The organism is Pseudocitrobacter sp. RIT415, from assembly GCF_003057695.2.
In the GTDB taxonomy this organism is placed as follows: Bacteria; Pseudomonadota; Gammaproteobacteria; order Enterobacterales; family Enterobacteriaceae; genus Pseudocitrobacter; species Pseudocitrobacter faecalis.
This window is the reverse complement of the sequence record NZ_QBJC02000006.1, coordinates 1-17908: the sequence shown is the minus strand read 5'-3', so window position 1 is coordinate 17908 and position 17908 is coordinate 1. Positions and strand designations below refer to the sequence as shown.

Annotated in this window: 18 protein-coding genes; 6 read left to right on the top strand and 12 right to left on the bottom strand. The window is 44.9% G+C overall.

The features are described 5' to 3' along the window. Positions 1-3 precede the first annotated feature (3 nt). Positions 4-471 (bottom strand): MarR family transcriptional regulator, encoded by a 468-nt coding sequence (locus DBY68_RS08025; protein WP_108475408.1) that lies wholly within the window; start codon positions 469-471, stop codon positions 4-6. 247 nt (positions 472-718) lie between these two features. Next, positions 719-883, bottom strand: a complete 165-nt coding sequence (locus DBY68_RS08020; protein WP_108475407.1) for a DUF1127 domain-containing protein — start codon at positions 881-883, stop codon at positions 719-721. Positions 884-1060: 177 nt separating this feature from the next. Between DBY68_RS08020 and DBY68_RS08015 the strand changes: the two genes are divergently transcribed. Then, the gene (locus DBY68_RS08015) at positions 1061-2488 is read left to right on the top strand and encodes a PLP-dependent aminotransferase family protein (RefSeq protein ID WP_108475406.1); all 1428 of its coding nucleotides are present in this window, start codon (positions 1061-1063) and stop codon (positions 2486-2488) included. Here DBY68_RS08015 and DBY68_RS08010 read toward each other — a convergent pair. Continuing rightward, complete coding sequence (locus DBY68_RS08010; RefSeq protein ID WP_108475405.1) at positions 2470-2829, bottom strand: YebF family protein; 360 nt, start codon at positions 2827-2829, stop codon at positions 2470-2472. The two genes, DBY68_RS08015 and DBY68_RS08010, sit on opposite strands and share 19 nt — an antisense overlap. A 356-nt stretch (positions 2830-3185) precedes the next feature. Between DBY68_RS08010 and trpS the strand changes: the two genes are divergently transcribed. Further along, positions 3186-4184: a tryptophan--tRNA ligase gene (gene trpS / locus DBY68_RS08005; RefSeq protein WP_108475404.1), complete on the top strand. Its 999-nt coding sequence runs from the start codon at positions 3186-3188 to the stop codon at positions 4182-4184. A 217-nt stretch (positions 4185-4401) separates the two neighbouring features. Beyond that, positions 4402-5577, top strand: coding sequence for a fimbrial protein (locus DBY68_RS08000; RefSeq protein WP_108475403.1), 1176 nt, complete (start codon positions 4402-4404; stop codon positions 5575-5577). A gap of 8 nt (positions 5578-5585) precedes the next feature. Here DBY68_RS08000 and DBY68_RS22750 read toward each other — a convergent pair whose 3' ends face one another. The 9 genes from DBY68_RS22750 to DBY68_RS07960 form a co-directional block, all read right to left on the bottom strand. Then, entirely contained in the window at positions 5586-5852 is a 267-nt protein-coding gene (locus tag DBY68_RS22750) for a hypothetical protein (RefSeq protein ID WP_146745443.1), read from the bottom strand. Positions 5853-6064: 212 nt separating this feature from the next. Then, positions 6065-7183: a fimbrial protein gene (locus DBY68_RS07995; RefSeq protein ID WP_108475402.1), complete on the bottom strand. Its 1119-nt coding sequence runs from the start codon at positions 7181-7183 to the stop codon at positions 6065-6067. Positions 7184-7248: 65 nt separating this feature from the next. Further along, the gene (locus tag DBY68_RS07990) at positions 7249-7728 is read right to left on the bottom strand and encodes a FidL-like protein (RefSeq protein WP_108475401.1); all 480 of its coding nucleotides are present in this window, start codon (positions 7726-7728) and stop codon (positions 7249-7251) included. A 2-nt stretch (positions 7729-7730) separates the two neighbouring features. Then, positions 7731-8576: a winged helix-turn-helix domain-containing protein gene (locus DBY68_RS07985; RefSeq protein ID WP_108475400.1), complete on the bottom strand. Its 846-nt coding sequence runs from the start codon at positions 8574-8576 to the stop codon at positions 7731-7733. A 53-nt stretch (positions 8577-8629) separates the two neighbouring features. Further along, positions 8630-9802, bottom strand: coding sequence for an HD domain-containing phosphohydrolase (locus DBY68_RS07980; RefSeq protein ID WP_108475399.1), 1173 nt, complete (start codon positions 9800-9802; stop codon positions 8630-8632). 25 nt (positions 9803-9827) lie between these two features. After that, positions 9828-10466, bottom strand: coding sequence for a hypothetical protein (locus tag DBY68_RS07975; RefSeq protein ID WP_108475398.1), 639 nt, complete (start codon positions 10464-10466; stop codon positions 9828-9830). Between the two features lie 47 nt (positions 10467-10513). After that, positions 10514-13009: a fimbria/pilus outer membrane usher protein gene (locus tag DBY68_RS07970; RefSeq protein ID WP_108475397.1), complete on the bottom strand. Its 2496-nt coding sequence runs from the start codon at positions 13007-13009 to the stop codon at positions 10514-10516. Positions 13010-13040: 31 nt separating this feature from the next. Then, entirely contained in the window at positions 13041-13757 is a 717-nt protein-coding gene (locus tag DBY68_RS07965) for a fimbria/pilus periplasmic chaperone (RefSeq protein ID WP_108475396.1), read from the bottom strand. Between the two features lie 51 nt (positions 13758-13808). Next, positions 13809-14372, bottom strand: a complete 564-nt coding sequence (locus DBY68_RS07960; RefSeq protein ID WP_108475395.1) for a fimbrial protein — start codon at positions 14370-14372, stop codon at positions 13809-13811. Positions 14373-14974: 602 nt separating this feature from the next. Between DBY68_RS07960 and DBY68_RS07955 the strand changes: the two genes are divergently transcribed. The 3 genes from DBY68_RS07955 to DBY68_RS07940 all read left to right on the top strand — a co-directional run. After that, entirely contained in the window at positions 14975-15646 is a 672-nt protein-coding gene (locus DBY68_RS07955; protein WP_108475394.1) for a Crp/Fnr family transcriptional regulator, read from the top strand. A gap of 795 nt (positions 15647-16441) precedes the next feature. Continuing rightward, the gene (locus DBY68_RS07950) at positions 16442-16705 is read left to right on the top strand and encodes a hypothetical protein (protein WP_146745442.1); all 264 of its coding nucleotides are present in this window, start codon (positions 16442-16444) and stop codon (positions 16703-16705) included. A 717-nt stretch (positions 16706-17422) separates the two neighbouring features. Further along, a partial coding sequence (locus DBY68_RS07940; protein ID WP_146745441.1) for a hypothetical protein occupies positions 17423-17908 on the top strand: 486 nt, incomplete at its 3' end.

The window sequence follows — 17908 nt, the reverse complement described above, 5'->3', positions numbered from 1 at the left end:
GTGTTATTCAGTTTTATTATTTTCTTCGCGGAGCATCCGCAAATTGCAGGCAATGTGATTCAGGGTTTCGCTGAACAGAGCGATCTGTTCCGGCGGGATGTTTTCGGAGACGCGGGTCTGGAGATCTTCAATCACTCGCGTCAGCCGTTGCAGCACCGCCCGACCTTCCGGCGTGAGCGTCAGCAGACGAATGCGCTTGTCATAGGGCGACACCGTGCGCAGCAGATAACCTTGCTGTTCCAGCAGCGTCAGTGTGCGCATCAGCGGTGGCAGCTCAATGCCCTGCACTTCCGCCAGTTCGCTGACTGACACATTGTCGCCCAGTTGCTGAAGCTGCATCAGCACCGTCCAGCTTGATTGCGTTAACCCGGTATCGGTGATCGCCCGATCGATGATGCCCCGCCACTGGCGAACAACCATCGCCATCCGCATCCCCATCGGCCTGCGGGCAAACAATTCATCTTCAGTCATGGCGAACTCCTCAGTGATTACATTGAGGAAGATAATACTTATCATGGTAAGTATCAAGAAACAGTGGAATCGATAGCATTGAATGTGAAAAACAGTGGGGGATAGTTGGCGGGATAGTGCGGGGTTTTTCCCCTCACCCTGACCCTCTCCCCCTGGGGAGAGGGGATGGATTGTGCGTGTCTTACAGAACTGAGCAGGTTTTCTCCCTCTCCCTGCGGGAGAGGGCCGGGGTGAGGGGGTGATCCCCTCACCGATAATCATCCCTGTTCAACCCGACATCCTTCAGCTGCGCATCGGTCATCCTGTCGAGCACACGGCGCGTGCGCTCGCGGTCGTACCATTTACGTAGCGCCTGCCACAGCCATACCAACCCGATAAACGGCCTTTTTGAACGGTTTTCGTAAAATTCCATATCGCACCTCCACGCGTTGCCAGAGGCTTTATCTTCGCCAAAAAACACCCTCGCAATACAGATTCAAAAATTACTTTTCTTTAACATACAGATGGTCTAAAACGGGATCTGCACGGCGATTTCCATCCCTATCTGTACTGGTCTTGCGATCTGTATGGTGATACTGAGGAATACAGCATGACGCGTTATCAACATCTGGCTAATCTTCTGGCGGAACGTATTGAGCAGGAGCTGTATCGCGCGGGCGAAAAGCTTCCCTCGGTGCGCACGCTGAGTCAGGAGCACGGCGTCAGCATCAGCACCGTTCAGCAGGCGTACCAGACGCTGGAAACGCTGCGGCTAATCACGCCGCAGCCGCGCTCGGGCTATTTCGTGGCAACGCGGAAAGCGCAACCGCCGGTGCCGGCAATGAGCCGCCCGGTGCAGCGTCCGGTGGAGGTTACCCAGTGGGATCAGGTGCTGGAGATGCTGGAGGCGCGTCGCGATAAAGAGATTATTCTCTTTGGCGGCGGGTCGCCGGACGTCACCCAGCCCAGCCTGAAACCGCTGTGGCGCGAGATGAGCCGTGTGGTACAGCACCATCCGACAGAAATTCTGAGCTACGATGAACTGGCCGGGCGACGTGAGTTACGCGAACAGGTGGCGCGCCTGATGCTGGATGGCGGGTCAACCGTGACCGCCGACGATATCGTTATTACCAGCGGCTGCCATAGCGGGCTGTCGATTGCCCTGCTGGCAGTGTGCAAACCGGGCGATATCGTCGCCGTGGAATCTCCCACCTTTTACGGCACCATGCAGTTGCTGCGGGGTTTTGGCATTAAAGCGATTGAAATCCCGACCGATCCCGAAAGCGGTATCAGCATCGAAGCGCTGGAGCTGGCGCTGGAACAGTGGCCGATCAAGGGCGTGATTCTGGTACCCAACTGCAACAACCCGCTCGGGTTTATCATGCCGGAAGCGCGTAAACGCGCGGTGCTGGCACTGGCGCAGCGCCACGATATTGTGATTTTTGAGGATGATATCTACGGCGAGCTGGCAATGGAGTATCCGCGCCCGCGCACTATCCATTCGTTCGATATTGATGGCCGCGTACTGATGTGCAGCTCGTTTACCAAAACCGTGGCGCCGGGTCTGCGGGTCGGCTGGATTGTACCGGGCCGCTATCGTGACCGCGTGATGCATATGAAGTACGCATCGAGTGGCACCACGCCACCCGCCACGCAGCTTGCGGTAGCAACCTTTGTGCGCGAAGGGCACTATCACCGCCACGTTCGACGGATGCGGCAAATTTATCAGAGCAATATGGAAACCTATACCTGCTGGCTGCGCCAGTATTTTCCCTGCGGGATTTGCGTTACCCGCCCACTCGGCGGCTATATGCTGTGGGTCGAGCTACCGGAAGTGGTGGATATGGTCTGCGTCGCCAAACAGTTGTGTCGCCTGAAGATTCAGGTGGCGCCGGGTTCGCTGTTTTCCGCGTCAGGAAAATACCGCAACTGCCTGCGCATCAACTGTGCCCTGCCCGCCACCGAGAAGCATCGGCTGGTGATGGAACAGCTTGGAGAGGCCGTACACCGGGCGATGGATCAGGACGCGAACGCGTAATCAATCTCCTGGAGTTCACAGTCGATAATCCCGACACGCGCAAGCGTGGCATTTGCCCCCACGGCGGTAAACGGCACGTGGTAAGCGTCATTTTCAATTGTCACTTTGCCAAAGCTTAAGTTGGGCGTCAGCGTACCCAGCATTTTCTTTTCAATCTGCCAGTAAGGGAAACGGCTCTTCAGGTAATCTTCCTCCACCAGATTTTTTGCCTGCCGGGTCAGGCTACGACGGCATTCCGTCGCCGATTCGCTCTCCTGAATGGGAAGCAGGAGAAATAACCCCCCCACCGAGAGGGTCAGCAGAATCGGAACCCGGAGAGTATTACGCAGTGCTTTTCTCATCAGCTTGTTCCTGAAACGCGGGAAATAACCATCTAATCATGCTGGTTATGATAAGGCGCTTTTTCTCAAGTTCGTCGCCGCTTATGTATTGTTGAGTAAGGTTATCCATTAGCGCTCAGCAAGTTGGTGGAGCGGCTACGAACAGCATCGGAGAGGTACAATATATTGACCTTCCTGATAGATAGTGACAGGATGAAGCCATGAACCGTACCGTCGTCTCCACCTCACGTCATACCCGTTGGTGGCTGCCTTTCTAAAGGCGGCACGGATCCTCTCATCCCATTTTTATAGCCGCCGAAAGGCGGCTATATCATTTCAGGGGCGTCTTTCGGCTAATTAAGCCAAAGGAGCTTCACATGAACCAATCCACCATTCTCACTGGCGACCGCCCAACCGGCCCGCTGCATTTAGGTCATTACGTCGGTTCGCTACGCCAGCGCGTTGCATTGCAGCACGACCATCAACAATTTGTGTTGATTGCCGACCTTCAGGGGTTAACGGATAACGGCAGTAACCCGCAGAAAATCCACGATAATATTCCGGAAGTGCTGGCCGACTACCTGGCCGCAGGTATCGACCCCCACCTCACGACAATTTGCCTGCAATCCGCCCTCCCCGCACTGGCGGAACTTACCGTGCTGTATATGAACATCGTGACCGTCGCGCGCGTTGAGCGCAATCCAACGGTCAAAAATGAGATTGCTCAGAAAGGATTCGCCCGGTCGTTGCCGGTCGGATTTATGGTCTATCCCATCAGCCAGGCGGCGGACATTACCGCCTTCAAGGCCGGGCTGGTGCCGGTAGGCGATGATCAACTCCCGATGATTGAGCAGACCAATGAGATCGTCCACAAGATGAATAGCCTGCTGAGCACACCAGTGCTGCGCCATTGCCAGGCGATGCTCAGCCAGACCAGCCGCCTGCCGGGCATCGACGGTAACGCCAAGATGTCGAAGTCGCTGGGGAATACGTTAACGCTTTCAGCCAGCGAGGAAGAAATTCACCGCGCCGTTTGCGCAATGTACACCGACCCGAACCACCTCCGGGTAAGCGATCCAGGCTGTGTGGAGGGGAATGTGGTCTTTACTTATTTGGATGCGTTTCATCCTGACCCGGCGAAAGTGACGGTGATGAAAGCGCACTACCAACAGGGCGGGCTGGGCGATCGCGCTTGCAAGCACGAACTCGAAATCTGTTTGCAGGAGTTGATTGCGCCAATGCGCGAGCGGCGGAACACGTTTATTCAGGATAAAGGCGCATTAATGGCGATACTGCGTGAAGGGAGTGAGCGGGCGCGGGCGGTGACGCAGACGACGCTTGATGAGGTGAAGCGTGGGCTGGGGCTGCTGAACTGAATGCGCCAGGGAAGGCGGTACTCCACATCGTCTTCTCTTTTACAAATATAAATAAAAGCTAACTTTAATTAGTAAAATCCGAAAATGAATAAGCGCTTCATTTTTATACTTTGCCACGTAGCAAAAAGATGAGAACATGAATTAAATAAATTACACAACTAAACTAGTTATATAGCTAATCATTTTCTCTGACGTTTTTTGAGGGCATCTTATTGTTATGGAAGTAATTCGCAGAAGTATAATGCGGGGTCTTTTGACCTTTATGTTTGTTCTCTTCAGTAGCCCCATCAATGCCTCTGCGGATAAAGAAAGCCGGGGAGTGTTAAGTAATACGTGTGATGTATCTAGTGGATTATTTTCCAAAACACGGGTCGCAGAATCTGATAAATCTCTCAATTTATCAAAAGTTTTTGCCCAATCTTCGACATACTCAATCACCTACAGTACCAACTGGTCTGGGAAAATGTCGTGTACCTACGGAATTGGCCTCGACAATGTATTCTTTTTTACGGGGTTTAATAACAGCCCGGTATATCTGCATTTTACATCCGGTGATGGCCAGGAAGAGTACTGGATTAAAACCACCGCATCGATTACTGGTGACACAAAACAAAAAGTTAACGGTATTGCAGGAAAGCATTCTATCGCAAGCTATCAAACGCAATACACTTTGAATTTTGAATTGCTAGCCAGTGCGCCTTCTGGCGTCAGCAATATGACTAAAAGTACAACCAGCGGCGTTCTTTCGGTGATTCCAGCAGTCATGAGTGGTCACGGTGATGGCAGCAATACATACGACTGCAATATATGGGGCAATAAGTGCTCGACTTATGGTGAGAATGTCTGGGATTACATGATTAATGATACGGAATCATGGTCAACCAGCCGTTATATCGCCTATGAAAAGCTCAGCATACAGTTTGCACCTAACCAGACAACTTGCAATCTGACCCATGACATGACCGTTAAATTACCTGCTGCATCGCTGGATCGTTTGGCTCGTAATGGTGAAGATACCGGTACAACATTCCGTTTACCCATTGAGTGTTCCGATGCGTTAGCAGGCACCACATCGACACGTCATATCAGTGCCTGGCTATCGAGCCATGATCTCCTGAATGATGCAACATCCGGAACCGTTCTTATCAACGATGATTCGACAGCTGGCGGCGTGGGTATATCATTAAAAAGTCTAACCACCGGGCAAGATATTGTCATCAGTTCGGGGTCTTCAGCAAATAATGCAACCACGTTGCTGGAACTAAAGGCGGGCGATGATATTGAAAAAGTAAACTATATTTCTCTGAATGCTTATTATAAAGTGTACAATGCTGCCGCATTATCAGCAGGTGATATTATTGCGACAGCACAGATTATGTTTGGATATGATTAAAAGCAGTATTACTTATAATTTATCGTCACAATTCTGGCATGAGCAATCTTCCCTTTATATTGCACCAGAGTATTTTTAATTGTACTGATAATTTCAGTGCCAGACTCACTACGACAGGTTCGCTCTGCCCCCTGATGAACCGCATAGTGCAAACAGACATTACGTGCAGAAATGGAGTTATCGACTACACTACCTGAAAATTTAATTTCATGCGCTGAAGAAATGGCACTCACAAAAAATAATATGGCACTTAACAGTCGTGTTCTATTAATCATTGTGATACTCCTGGACTTTGTTGACCGAAGAGCATCATAATTATTACAGCAGGAAAGACAATAAAATCATTGACAAAATATAAAATATATTTGCAAAGTTTCCAAAAGCGCTTTTTTATAGTACCCGTAAAGATTTTATTATCTGTATATTAAACTAAATTCAACATACAGATAACATGCTCCTTTCACTTCAGAGAATAGCGAAGAGAGTATTAATCATAACCTAACATCAATTGGGCCGTCGCCACGACGGGCCCTGTTGTAAGTTGCGCAGAATCATAGACTTTATAATACGCATACAAACTGACATTAAAAGCAGATTCAACGGAGTCGTCTTTCTTTACGCTGAAGATTTCGCTAGCACTTTGTTTCGAACTATCACTGGAAAAGATAATATCGCTGCCTGCAGAGGATGAGCGTACAGAAATCCCAACACCGCCAGCTTCGGAGTCTTCATTAACCAGCACGGTTCCTGTCGTCGCATCGTTAAGGATATCGGAGCTGGATAACCATCCACTGATATCACGAGTTGAAAAGTTATCGCCAAGCGCATCTTTACAACTAATAGGCAAACGGAAATTGATTCCTGGCGCTTCGCCATTGCTCTGTAGCGTATCCAGGGTGGCTGGAGGTAATTTAATGGTCAAATCATGGGTGAGGTTACACGTGGTTTGTTGGGGCTCAAAATTAATTGATATTTTTTCATAACCCAGATAACGAGAAGAAGACCATGATGTAGTGTCATTCATCATATAATCCCATACATTATCCGCATAGCTTTGGCTTTGACACCACAGGACACTGGTGCAATAAGTAGTACTTGCTGCGCTGTCGCTGACAATAGCCGGAAAAATATTAATTGAACCAGAAGTACTGGTTTTCGTATAATCAGTAACACCGGCCGGTTTCTCACTTAAATATTCAAAAGTTAACGTATATTGCGTTTGATAACTGCTCAGGCTGTGTATTCCGGCAATACCACTTACGGTAGTTTTGGTCGTCCCGGTTATTTCATCCGTAACTTTAATCCAATAATCCTCCGTACCATCAACACTCGTATAGTTTAAATAAACAGGTTTACTGCCAAAAGCAGAAAAAAAGTAGACAGAATCAAGACCAAGCCCAAGTGTACAGGTTATTGAACCTGACCAACTGGTGGTGTAACTCACGGTATAGACAGTCGAGGCAGTAAAGGCCGTGGAAAGATTTATCGACTTATCAGAGTGTTTAACACTCCCTAAAAGGATACCGCAGGATGCTGATGCAAGCTGGGAGCTAAGCAGACTCACGAAGAAGAATACTGCCGTAAAACGCAAAAAATGTTTAAGCATAATAAAACTATAAGTGTTATTAACTTATCCTCATAATATTAAAAATACCCGTAGACTTTAGATACCTACAGGCTTACACAGATAAAAAGCGGGCTCACCGCATTACTAAACAAGAGATAGTTTTCATTTCTACTCATATTAATTGAGACATTTTGCGTTAGCGGCAACATTCTCTTTAATCTGTCATAGATTTTATCAGAAATATCATCATGGACAGATTTCTCAACTGAGACAGGTGAAAAGATATACTCTTCGCCTCCTTTGTATTGATATTTAAAAGTAACAAGACGAGAGATGGAATACTCGCCATCATTATCATTCATACTCCCCGATATATAGTACCTCCCTGTTTTATTATCATTAAAGAAAAAAGAGATATCTCCCTTAAAGTTAAACCCATCATTACCAGCAACACCGTGATAATCCATAAAAGCCCGACAAGTTGCACTAAAATAGTCCGAGCCGGGCAAACGCATTACCATTAAAACAGCTAACACAACTATACTTATTGCCAGCAATAGAATGGATATCAAGCGCATAGTCATTATCACTCCTGCCGTTGATAATAATTATATCGGTAGTTATTTTCACAATATGTTAACTCATCGCCGTCCGATCTCCCTGCGCACAGCGCGACGAAGACTCGCCCCGCATGTCCAAAGAAAATACTTGGCTGAACTTTAACAAATATAATTATATTGTCTGACGCGCATTGTTTATCAATATCTGAATGAATATCGTAAATTATATTTTTCATCACGGATTGATAGGATATATATTTTCCACTATCTGAGTAGACCCTGCATTTATTTATTGAAAATAACTGTACTGATTCAGGCATTCGTTTCTCAGCCAATAATTTATGGAATTCAAATAAACATGCTATTACAGTGATAATTAGCAACATCCATAGTACAATATTTATCATATTGCAACGGTAATATCGCAACTTATTTCTCGATGATAATACGCCTTCTATTGAGTCTGGAATCAGCGAAGGAGGCAATATTTCACTTTGCCCCTCGACATCACATACATTTTGTTCTTGTGAAAAAACCTCACCAACAGTAACGGCCCTGGAGAATATAAACCCTTTTTTAGGTTCAGAGACGATGCACTCTTTAGGAACACCGAGCTCAAATAATGCCTTTCTTAAAATACTGATGTACTGATTAAGTGATGAGTTAGAACCATGATGACCCCGCGTCTCCCATACCTCACTTAAGAGATAATCTCGCTCGACCAGCTCGCCATGATTGGCCAGCAAGATAGAAAGGATCTGAGCAGCGGTTTTGGTAAGTTTTTTCTCTATCAGCACGGTATCGCCGTCTCTGCACACAATCCAGTCAGATTCGGTATCAAATATGATTTTTTCAGCGATACGATATTTCATAGTGTCAAATTACGCACGTAAATAAATAAAATTGTCATAAATAACATAGTAAATCATTTAGGTTTTATCTGCCCGACACAGTCAAAAATAATTTCAATGTTACGCTTGACAATATTTACAATCAACTTGTCCAGTTTTAGCTGTTCTGCCTCCACCTCTAGAATATCCATCGCTTGCGTCAACGGCATTCCTTTACGGTACGGGCGATCTTCCGTTAAGGCAGTAAACACATCCGCCACCGCGATTATACGCGACTCGGCATCCAACTCATCGCCATGAATCCCGAACGGATATCCTGAACCATCCAGCCTTTCATGATGATTTGCCGCCCACGGAGTAATCTCTCCCAACGATTTGATATGACTTAACATTTCCAGCGTTTTATAACTGTGTTTTTTCATCAATCCGCGCTCTTTACGCGTCAGTTGTCCTTCTTTATTCAGCACTTCAGAAGGAATATAAACCTTGCCAATATCATGCAAATAGCCGGCTATGCCAATCTTTTGTTGCTGCTCTTCCGAGAAAGACATCAGACCGGCAATTTTTTCTGCAACACGACTGACGCTGGTGCTATGCGTCACGGTAAAACTACTGTGAATATCCACAATACGCGCCAGAATCAAACAGATATCTTTAAGATCTTCCAGCGTAACATAAGAGTCTCGCAAAGGACTGATCCGCTGTAAAACCTTATGCATATTACTTGATTCAAGCCGCAGCCAGAAAACATCATCCTGGGCGAGACGTTTCATCGCATCCACAATTTCCTGGCGGAATTCTGAATGCACTGCAAAAAAATCATCAACCAACATCTCTGAATAGGAAATATAGTCTTTATCCTGGTCTCGAAGATAGAGCTCAAAGATATCAGAAAAATAAACGATATCACTGACAAGTGTGCAATCATTTTTTTGAACGTATAGGGTATTACTGATACGATTCAACATCGCAATTTCTTGCTGTACTTCTAATCCATTAAGATAATGGCCATCAAGAACATCAGCAGCAATTAAGCGATCTTGATGTGTATTCTTCAGTAAAAGACCAAGGTCGTGCATACTTGCAGAAATAAAAACATCCTTTACCTGATTCTCAGATAGCTTCAGGTTACATGCAATATAAAATGCAATGAATGAACTCTGACGTAAATGTAAAGCCAGATCACTAAAAAGCGGCTCGATAACCACATTGATAAGATTCAAACAATCTTGTACAGAAGTTTTCATTAAACAGTTCTATTAAAAAGTAGTATTAAAAGCAACAGGCCTTGTTTTGTATCTGGCGATGATAAGGCAATGACAATTCCCGGTCCTTCCTTTCCGTATTAATAAGAGTTATAACCCCCAGATAGAACAAAAAGTTTAAGGCTAACCACAACTCCATATTACTACGATAGCCCAACTTTGACATTGCAGCCCGCTTATAACGCGAAATTGTTTTCACATCACTGACGTGATTTCTTGCCATTTGCCGATAGTCATGTTGCGAGATATAATCAGCAATCGTCCTACGCTCATCTTGTGTTAATGTCAGCAAGTGACTCATATCATATAAAGACAATGTTTGTTCACGATCTTTATAATAATCAAGGATAGCGTTTTTTAGCGACTGAATACCGTTATCTAAACTTATTATTTTCTTAGTCACTTTCCCAAAATACTGTCTACAAAGTGAATAATAAGGTTCAGAGCAAATAATTAATTCATAATCCTCAAGACGGCGTTCCCTGCCTGCGAGGATATCCTGAATGCGTTTTTTCTCTGAGAGCACTAATATCTGCTCTCCGTGTTTCTGCCCAGCCACACTTTCAGGCTCCAGTTCATCAAGGATGCTCTGAATAGCCAGCGAAAGAAAGGCATTATCTGAATCAATAAAGTATCTCTGTGACATAATTCCGCTAACTTAACTCATTGCTTAACAATATCACGCGATGGTGATTATCGACACGGATTAACGCGCGTCTCCGACGGAGCTTCCACCGTGCAGAACTGTTTATGCTTTTTACTACTAATATTCACTTTCAGTATTTCTGGCAATGTATCCGCCTTCAGATACACCTGACTGCCTTGTGAAACATATCCCAGCAAATTACCGCCCTGATCCGTCACTGCTGCACCAAAAGGTAATGCTTCATTTCCCGGTCGCATAATATTAAGGGTAAAGGTTTTACGCGTATCTGTTTTATACTTCAGATACGTAATACTGCCCTCGTAAGGCGCTATATATTCGATATTGCCTAATAAGTCTACACTACTATCCTGCGTGCCATCGGGATCCAGACGATAATGATTTTGACGATATGCCACCGCACTGGTTGATAATGCCTGTCCTTTTGCATTGGTTCTGACTGCCGTATTCCCGTTGACCACCGCATTGCTGAGCCCCGGGGCATCGATAATAACGAAGTTACGCCCCGTGGTACCCGATGCAAGAATCCCTGATGGCCACACTAGAATATTACCGCTAGCCCCCAGGCTAAGTTGACGGTAGTCCGTCGCCTCGGTCATACCAGCACTCAGACTACTATAACTATTATCCCAGGAAGCATAGATATCCGCTGAACGAGATCTGGCATCGTTGTCGTTGGTTAACACCATGCTATAGCTTACATCTTTCATTTCACCACTCAGGCTGATGTCAGACGAAGCATATTTTCCTTTCTCAACAGTCGTACGCGAAGAAATTGTTGTGCGCGTATCGAAGATACTCATTGGTACGGTCAGCGAGAAATAAATGCTCTCGTCTGCGCTTTTGTTCTTTCTCAGATGACTTACTTCATCGCCATCGTAATCTGTATCGTAATAGCTCTGGGTGTACTCCGTTCGGCGTAAGGAGAGGCTATAAGTAATGTCTTTATAGTTATTGCTGTACGTCAGGTTGTACTGACGGTTGCTGCGCTGGTTGTTCCAGTAATCACGCCAGTAACCAGTAAGTGTTAACTTGCCAAAATCACCCGGCAACGTTTGAGAGACCGAGGCGCTAAAAGCCTGTTTACTGTTACGCGTGGTACTGGTGTAGCCATATTGGTCAAGATTTTCCTTTGTCGCGATGTAGTCACTAAAAGAAGCGTAGTCCTGGGTACGATAATAATATGAGGCTAGCGTAACGTTAGTCCGGGTCTCAAAGTACTTACTCCAGGAAACGGAGTATTTCTCCCCACTCTGGTTATCCATACCGGGCAGTTGGTAGCGTGCTTGCTCCATTGTTCCTGAGAATGATCCAACATAAGGTAGTGAAACCGTACTCCCCGCTAACCACGATTTATAATCATTATTGAGCGTTAAGCCTGCGAAAACAGACGTATAATTGTTCACCCCATAGGTATAGCTATATTGCACAAATTTCGAATTATCATTCGAATCGCGCATGTTCACTTCACCCATACTAAAACGATAGTCGCTGGTGCCAGGGCGCAACATGCCAGGCATTGATGAAAATGGCACAATAAACGTTTCAACCTGACCACCGCTATTTTTCACCTCCACATGCAGTTCATTACGTGAACCGGTAGGCATTAGATCGCGAATAGCAAATGGGCCGGGTGGCACGGCAATCTGATAGATGACGTTTCCGTCCTGTAGCACGCGGACCACAGCAGAACTGCTGGCGACACCTGTCACAACCGGCATATATACACGTTGACTATCCGGCAACATCTGTTGGCTTTTATTTACTGTCAGACCGCGAAAACGAACGCTGTCAAAATATTCTGAAGACGTATAGGCATCGCCAAATCGCACAATAGCGCTAATAGCGGCAAAAGGTCGCTCAATATAGCGCGTTGAATTACGCCATTTACCTGCTTCTCCCGAACTTGAGCGACTGTAGCTGGAGTTATCAATAAAATGCCAGCCCAAAAGATTCAGCCCGCTATTCAGCGACAAATAGACGTTATCCGAATCGGTGTAACCCGTCGTTTTACCGCGGAAATTGTAATAACTCAGGTTGTAATTGGTATAAACACCATTGATGCCGGTATCCCATTTTTCCGGTGATACCCAGTTTCTTTCGGTGCGCGTCACATAGGCCTGCGGCACTTCAAGATTAACGCGCATTTCACCCGGCTTGAGTGAATGAGATCCGCCGTGCAGTAATTTATCTACATTGATGTACGTACCCTGTTCACTTGTCAAAACCGACGCTAGATCACGGATATCTAACATTCGTGCATCAGAAGTTTTGATCTTCAGCGTACCTTCGTTGTCATTTTCGACAAGAAATGCAAACTTCCCTTTCCAGTCATCATTGATATAGACATCAAAATCATATTCTCCTGGTGTCATAATAACAGCTTTATTGTTCCAGTCCATATTTGCTGAATTACCGACCAATAAACTATTGTTAAAATCTTCAGCAAAAGTGCAGCCTACGTACAGTGCTGCCCATATGGAATTAACTAATAATCCTCGACGGAGAATTTTTTTACATTTCATGCTCTATGACCCAGGAAATCTGGTAAAGGGTTCAATTCATCACGACATAACGCTTTGAACCGTAATCATCAATCCATGCCGCGCGGTAGCTTCCCGCGGGCTTAATATTGCCGGCAACCTGGGTGCAACTGAAAGGTGCAATAAAGGCCGCATTGCTTAGCAAATTCTTCTCAGTAGTCTTTTTCTTAAGATCGCCACCGTGCCAGTTAATTATTTCCGTAATCGTAATGTAGTAAGGTGAATCATTTTTCAGGCAGGTACTGCCGGATTGTTGGCTCACGCTGACTTTTTTCAGCGTATCGTTACCCGGTTCAGATAATCCCTCTGGGCGATACAGCAATTTGATGCGACTGCGTAATGCTACCTGCAGATAGTTCTCACCCTCTTTCGCGCCTTCCGGCACCGGTGGAACATCCAGAACATTGAGCCAGTACACGCTCTCTTTATCGTTTGGCAGCGCGCTGCTATTGATAACCGAAAGCTTCAGGGCTTGCCCCTCATTCGCCGCCATTTTGACTACCGGTGGTGTCAGGCTAAAAGGCGTTTTAATCGTTTCTGGCGCCGCCGACGGGTTTCCGGTATCGATCCACGACTGAACCAGATGCGTAGTTTTACTGCGGTTAACAAGCTGCACATTGACATATTTCGATTGTGCCGGATAAATCACGCGCGTCGCATTAATAACGACGCTTGCATTACCCGCAAAGGACACAGCCAGTGCGGATAATAAAAACATTAACTTTTTCATGATGCCTTTCTTGCAAAAAAACGGGGCTGCAACAGCCCCGGTTGCTAATTCTTACTCGTAACTAAAGGTATAAGTTGCAGCAGTCACAACACTACCCGTAGAGGTTGTAGCGCCGCCGTAGTTATAGTAGTTAGCGTAATAAGTGATATCAGAAGTGCTGGTGCTACCGGAAACATCCGCCGCGGTTAAGCCGGTATCCAGTGCCTCGTTAAAATTAACCTGAGTAGAACCATCTTTTGTTAATGCAATACCCACGCCTTCAGCAGTACCGCTATAGTTGGTCAGATATTTTTCATCATCAGAAACATTGCTGCTGGTGAAACTAACTTTCAAAGTATCCGTGTCAGCTGCATAACCCGTACAACCAGAAACCGCCATCGTGAATTCTTTAGCACCCGCAGTTACAACACCTACAGCAGTACCCAGATCGGTAGTAGTAATCGGAGTAAGGTTTACGGTAAAGTCAGAACCATTATTGGTAGTGACGTTACATGTCGTATCAGTAACGGTACCGTTAAAAGTAATAGTACCACCTGCAACACCTTCATCAGTTGCAGCAAATACGCTACCGGATAAAACCATAATAGAGGCTGCCACCAGACTTTTCTTGAACATACTTATTCCTGCCATTCATTTGTTTGAGATTCACCTAATACAGCACATCCCTACACGTGCCTTATCAGATGCAATTACCGTTTTTCCAACGTACGGATGATTGCTTAATCACTCGGAGTGGATAGGCATTATGTGAACACAGAAAAATTTAAGAAAAAATTAAAAGAATTTAAAATATTATGCTTATAAAAAACTCCTTTTATTCACGACATTATAGATTTATATTTTGTTTTTTATGAAAAACAAAGAATATAACACTACAAAAAGCATTTTTAGCCGAAGTGACTTCTTTGAATTATTAAGGTGTTTTTAATGACAATCACTTCATATGACATTATCCCATCCATTTTAGTATGAATTTTGAAATCAAAATTATACATGCTAGAAAAATTACATTAACCAAATAGCAACATGCATCTTCTATCACTTGAAATGTTACAAATTACGGCAGTACCACGAGCAGTTATTTACGTCTGATGTTTGTGCAAGTAATCATGCGCTTTTAGGAAAAATCATTTAGGACTTCGCGATATACTTGCCTTCTCAATCTTTATACGAATCACCTGCAAAAAAAATAAAAGTTGGAGTAAGGACGTTATAAAATGGCCAGTACATCTCAATGTGTCACATGCGAAAAATGTTGTTTTGGGAAGATGTGCAAGGATTATCTCTTTGATAATTGTGTAGCTTTATTTACCCAAAGCCTGCAAAGAAAAAATGAGTTAAAAAAAGGTGAGTATCTTTACCGTTCCGGAGACACCATGACGCACTTGATGGCGTTACGAGCTGGTACAGTAAAAATCTACGATCCTCACGGAAACATAGTGAATGTCAAAACACCGGGCCAGGTGATTGGTACTGAAGATTTGTATACGCCTGCTTATCACTATCACGCTGTTGCAGCAACCGATATCCAACTTTGTCTGCTAGAATGTAATCGACTTTATGATCTCAGCCAGATAACCGAAAATTTCATCAACTACGTGACCGAAATGCTTTCCTTCGAGATTGCTGAACAGCAGAAAATGATTTCCGTTTTAGTCAGTCAGGATGCTCAAACGAAGGTGAGAGAATATCTGAAGTTAATTTCGCAGCGTTACGCGTGGTATGGTTTTTCAGCCAATCATATATCGCTACCGATAACATTTAAAGAGATGGCAACACTACTGGGTGTCTCGATATCCAGCCTGAACCGTGCGTTTTCGGAGCTAAAATTGAGTGAAGAGATTACGGTGGATAAGAAAAATATTCAGATAAAGAACCTGAATGCTTAAAATATGAGTTTCAAAGTTACACAACGCTAAACAGCATAACGGATATGCGGATACATGCTCTTGATCATGCCTGGTTTACGCGCATCATTGTAAGTAATGCCTGAAGCCCAGTTCTTCATCCACAAATTTCTGACAATCGAAACTGCCAAATATGGCGATGACATCACGTTAAACAAACCGCTGCTGCTTTATGCCCTCTCACAGAACAAAAAGGGCATGGTTGCTGATTTGATTATGCCAGTGAGGTGAAGCCGAACCTTCGAGGACTGTTGAAGCGCTCTGAGCCGAAACGTATCGGCTATGCCATCGATATGCCGTTCTGGCGTTTGCGTCACGATAGTTTTTTAGATGCTCAGGAATGCAAAGCGGTACTCTTCACAGGGTTCCCGTGAACCGAAAAAGTCAAAGCTTATAGCGTTTGAGGTTTCTGATGGGTTCGATAACCCCAGCTACACATTTCTGAAACAATATCCTCTTTTTTCGATACGCTGGCCTCTGGTGTCGCCCGCACATTTATTCCTGCGAAGCATCAACAGGTGTTAATGATAGAGCTGGATTTAGCGCGAATAAAATGCCTGAATCTTCCAGCAAATTTACGATTATTCAGCGCGATCTCGCGCTTTAAGAAAAAGATGCCTCTCAGGAAGCCACAACACGTCAACGGCTGATTAATGCCCTCCTGGGGCCAAGGCCAGTTCCGTTCAGGGTGTCTGAATCTCTACCCCGCTTCTTCGGTCACTCACTTCGCATTTCAACCTTCACTGCACGCAAGACATATTAAAACGTGGACTGGCTGTGGCGACATCTACGGAGAGACAGGATCCGTTTGATGGGATCATGTTGGCTGCGCATATTGATGTGTTGTTTGATGGGGGCTCTTTTGTCAACCAGGATGATGTTATTGTCAGCAATCGGCTGGATTATGAAACGTATAAGGCGCTTAATTTGCCGGGGAGGATAAGTCCGTATCCGGATAAATCACTGGAGTATCTGGAGCGGCATGGGAGTATGGTTTTTGAGGATTATGGGGCGAAGGCCGGACTCGAATTTCACACCTAATAGACTGATACCAATATTGTTTATAAACAGGAATAAATAGTTATACCCGCACTTGTACCCACAAGTTAAAATCCGTACAAAAAATAGACATTGCAAGTGGGTATAAAGCCATACCAGTAGAACACTGATATGGCTGTTGAAGCAAGACTCAGGCAGGCAGGAACGTTTTCTTCAGAGATATCAATTCTCATCCACTCAGAAAAAAGTCAGATTTGGCTACGAAATGAACGCTAACCCTCGCTTTGCTATGCTAGTTCCCATGGCAAATCTCTGCGTCTATTTACTGGTTTTAGAGTACCTTCGTTTCTCAATTGTTGAGCGGCCCAACGAATGTCATATTGCCACGTATACAACATATCGCCGGAATCCCTAAGCTCAGCCTCGTAGCTGTCCCATACATACTTTGAGACTTCACGTGGCCAAGCGCTACCACCCCGTTCCTGAAGACACTCGATGATCCATTTTTTCATACTTTCCCTAGTTACCATCATACCTCCTAACTTTCGCCCATTTATCGATACATCCAAATATTAACATCGACATCCTTTGGCACAAGACGGGCTGTATCGAAGAACTTGTTGTCTCAATGAGCGAGGATCGGCCCCTCATGAGTTCAATTTGTTCCCGCAATCGGAAGAGTAATAGCAGTTTAACATTGCCTTAAAAATGAAATGTGATAAATTTCTGTATGCAACATTAATCTAAAAGGAAATTACGGTGAGTCTACTTGAATTGATTGAATCAAAGAGGGCACATATCGCCAGAAATTCTTCAGAAAATGGAATATTAGGGGAACGCAGCCTACTTGACTCGCAAGCTTTATGGATAAAAAGACCTAAAGGGAAAGACATGAAAAATCTGCTAGCTGCGCTGAAGCAATTTGAAGATATTGAAATAAAGGCATCAAGCTTTGATTTTATTTCTATCCCTGAAAATGTAAGTGTTGACTTTAGTGACGTTAGCTCCTTGGCTGGAATATTAAAATCATTAACATTTATTGAACTTAAAACCTGCAATCAAAAAAGGGTCACCACTCCTGACTTCAGGAATTTCTTCTTTGCCATTACTGAGAACGAAATAATAGCATCAGAACTTCTCGGCGATAGGCACATAGTTGTACTACACAACAAAATAACGGGAGATAAACTGGTGACAACAATACCAGAAATTATAAATAGGGCCAATTCTAAGAACTGGCAGCTG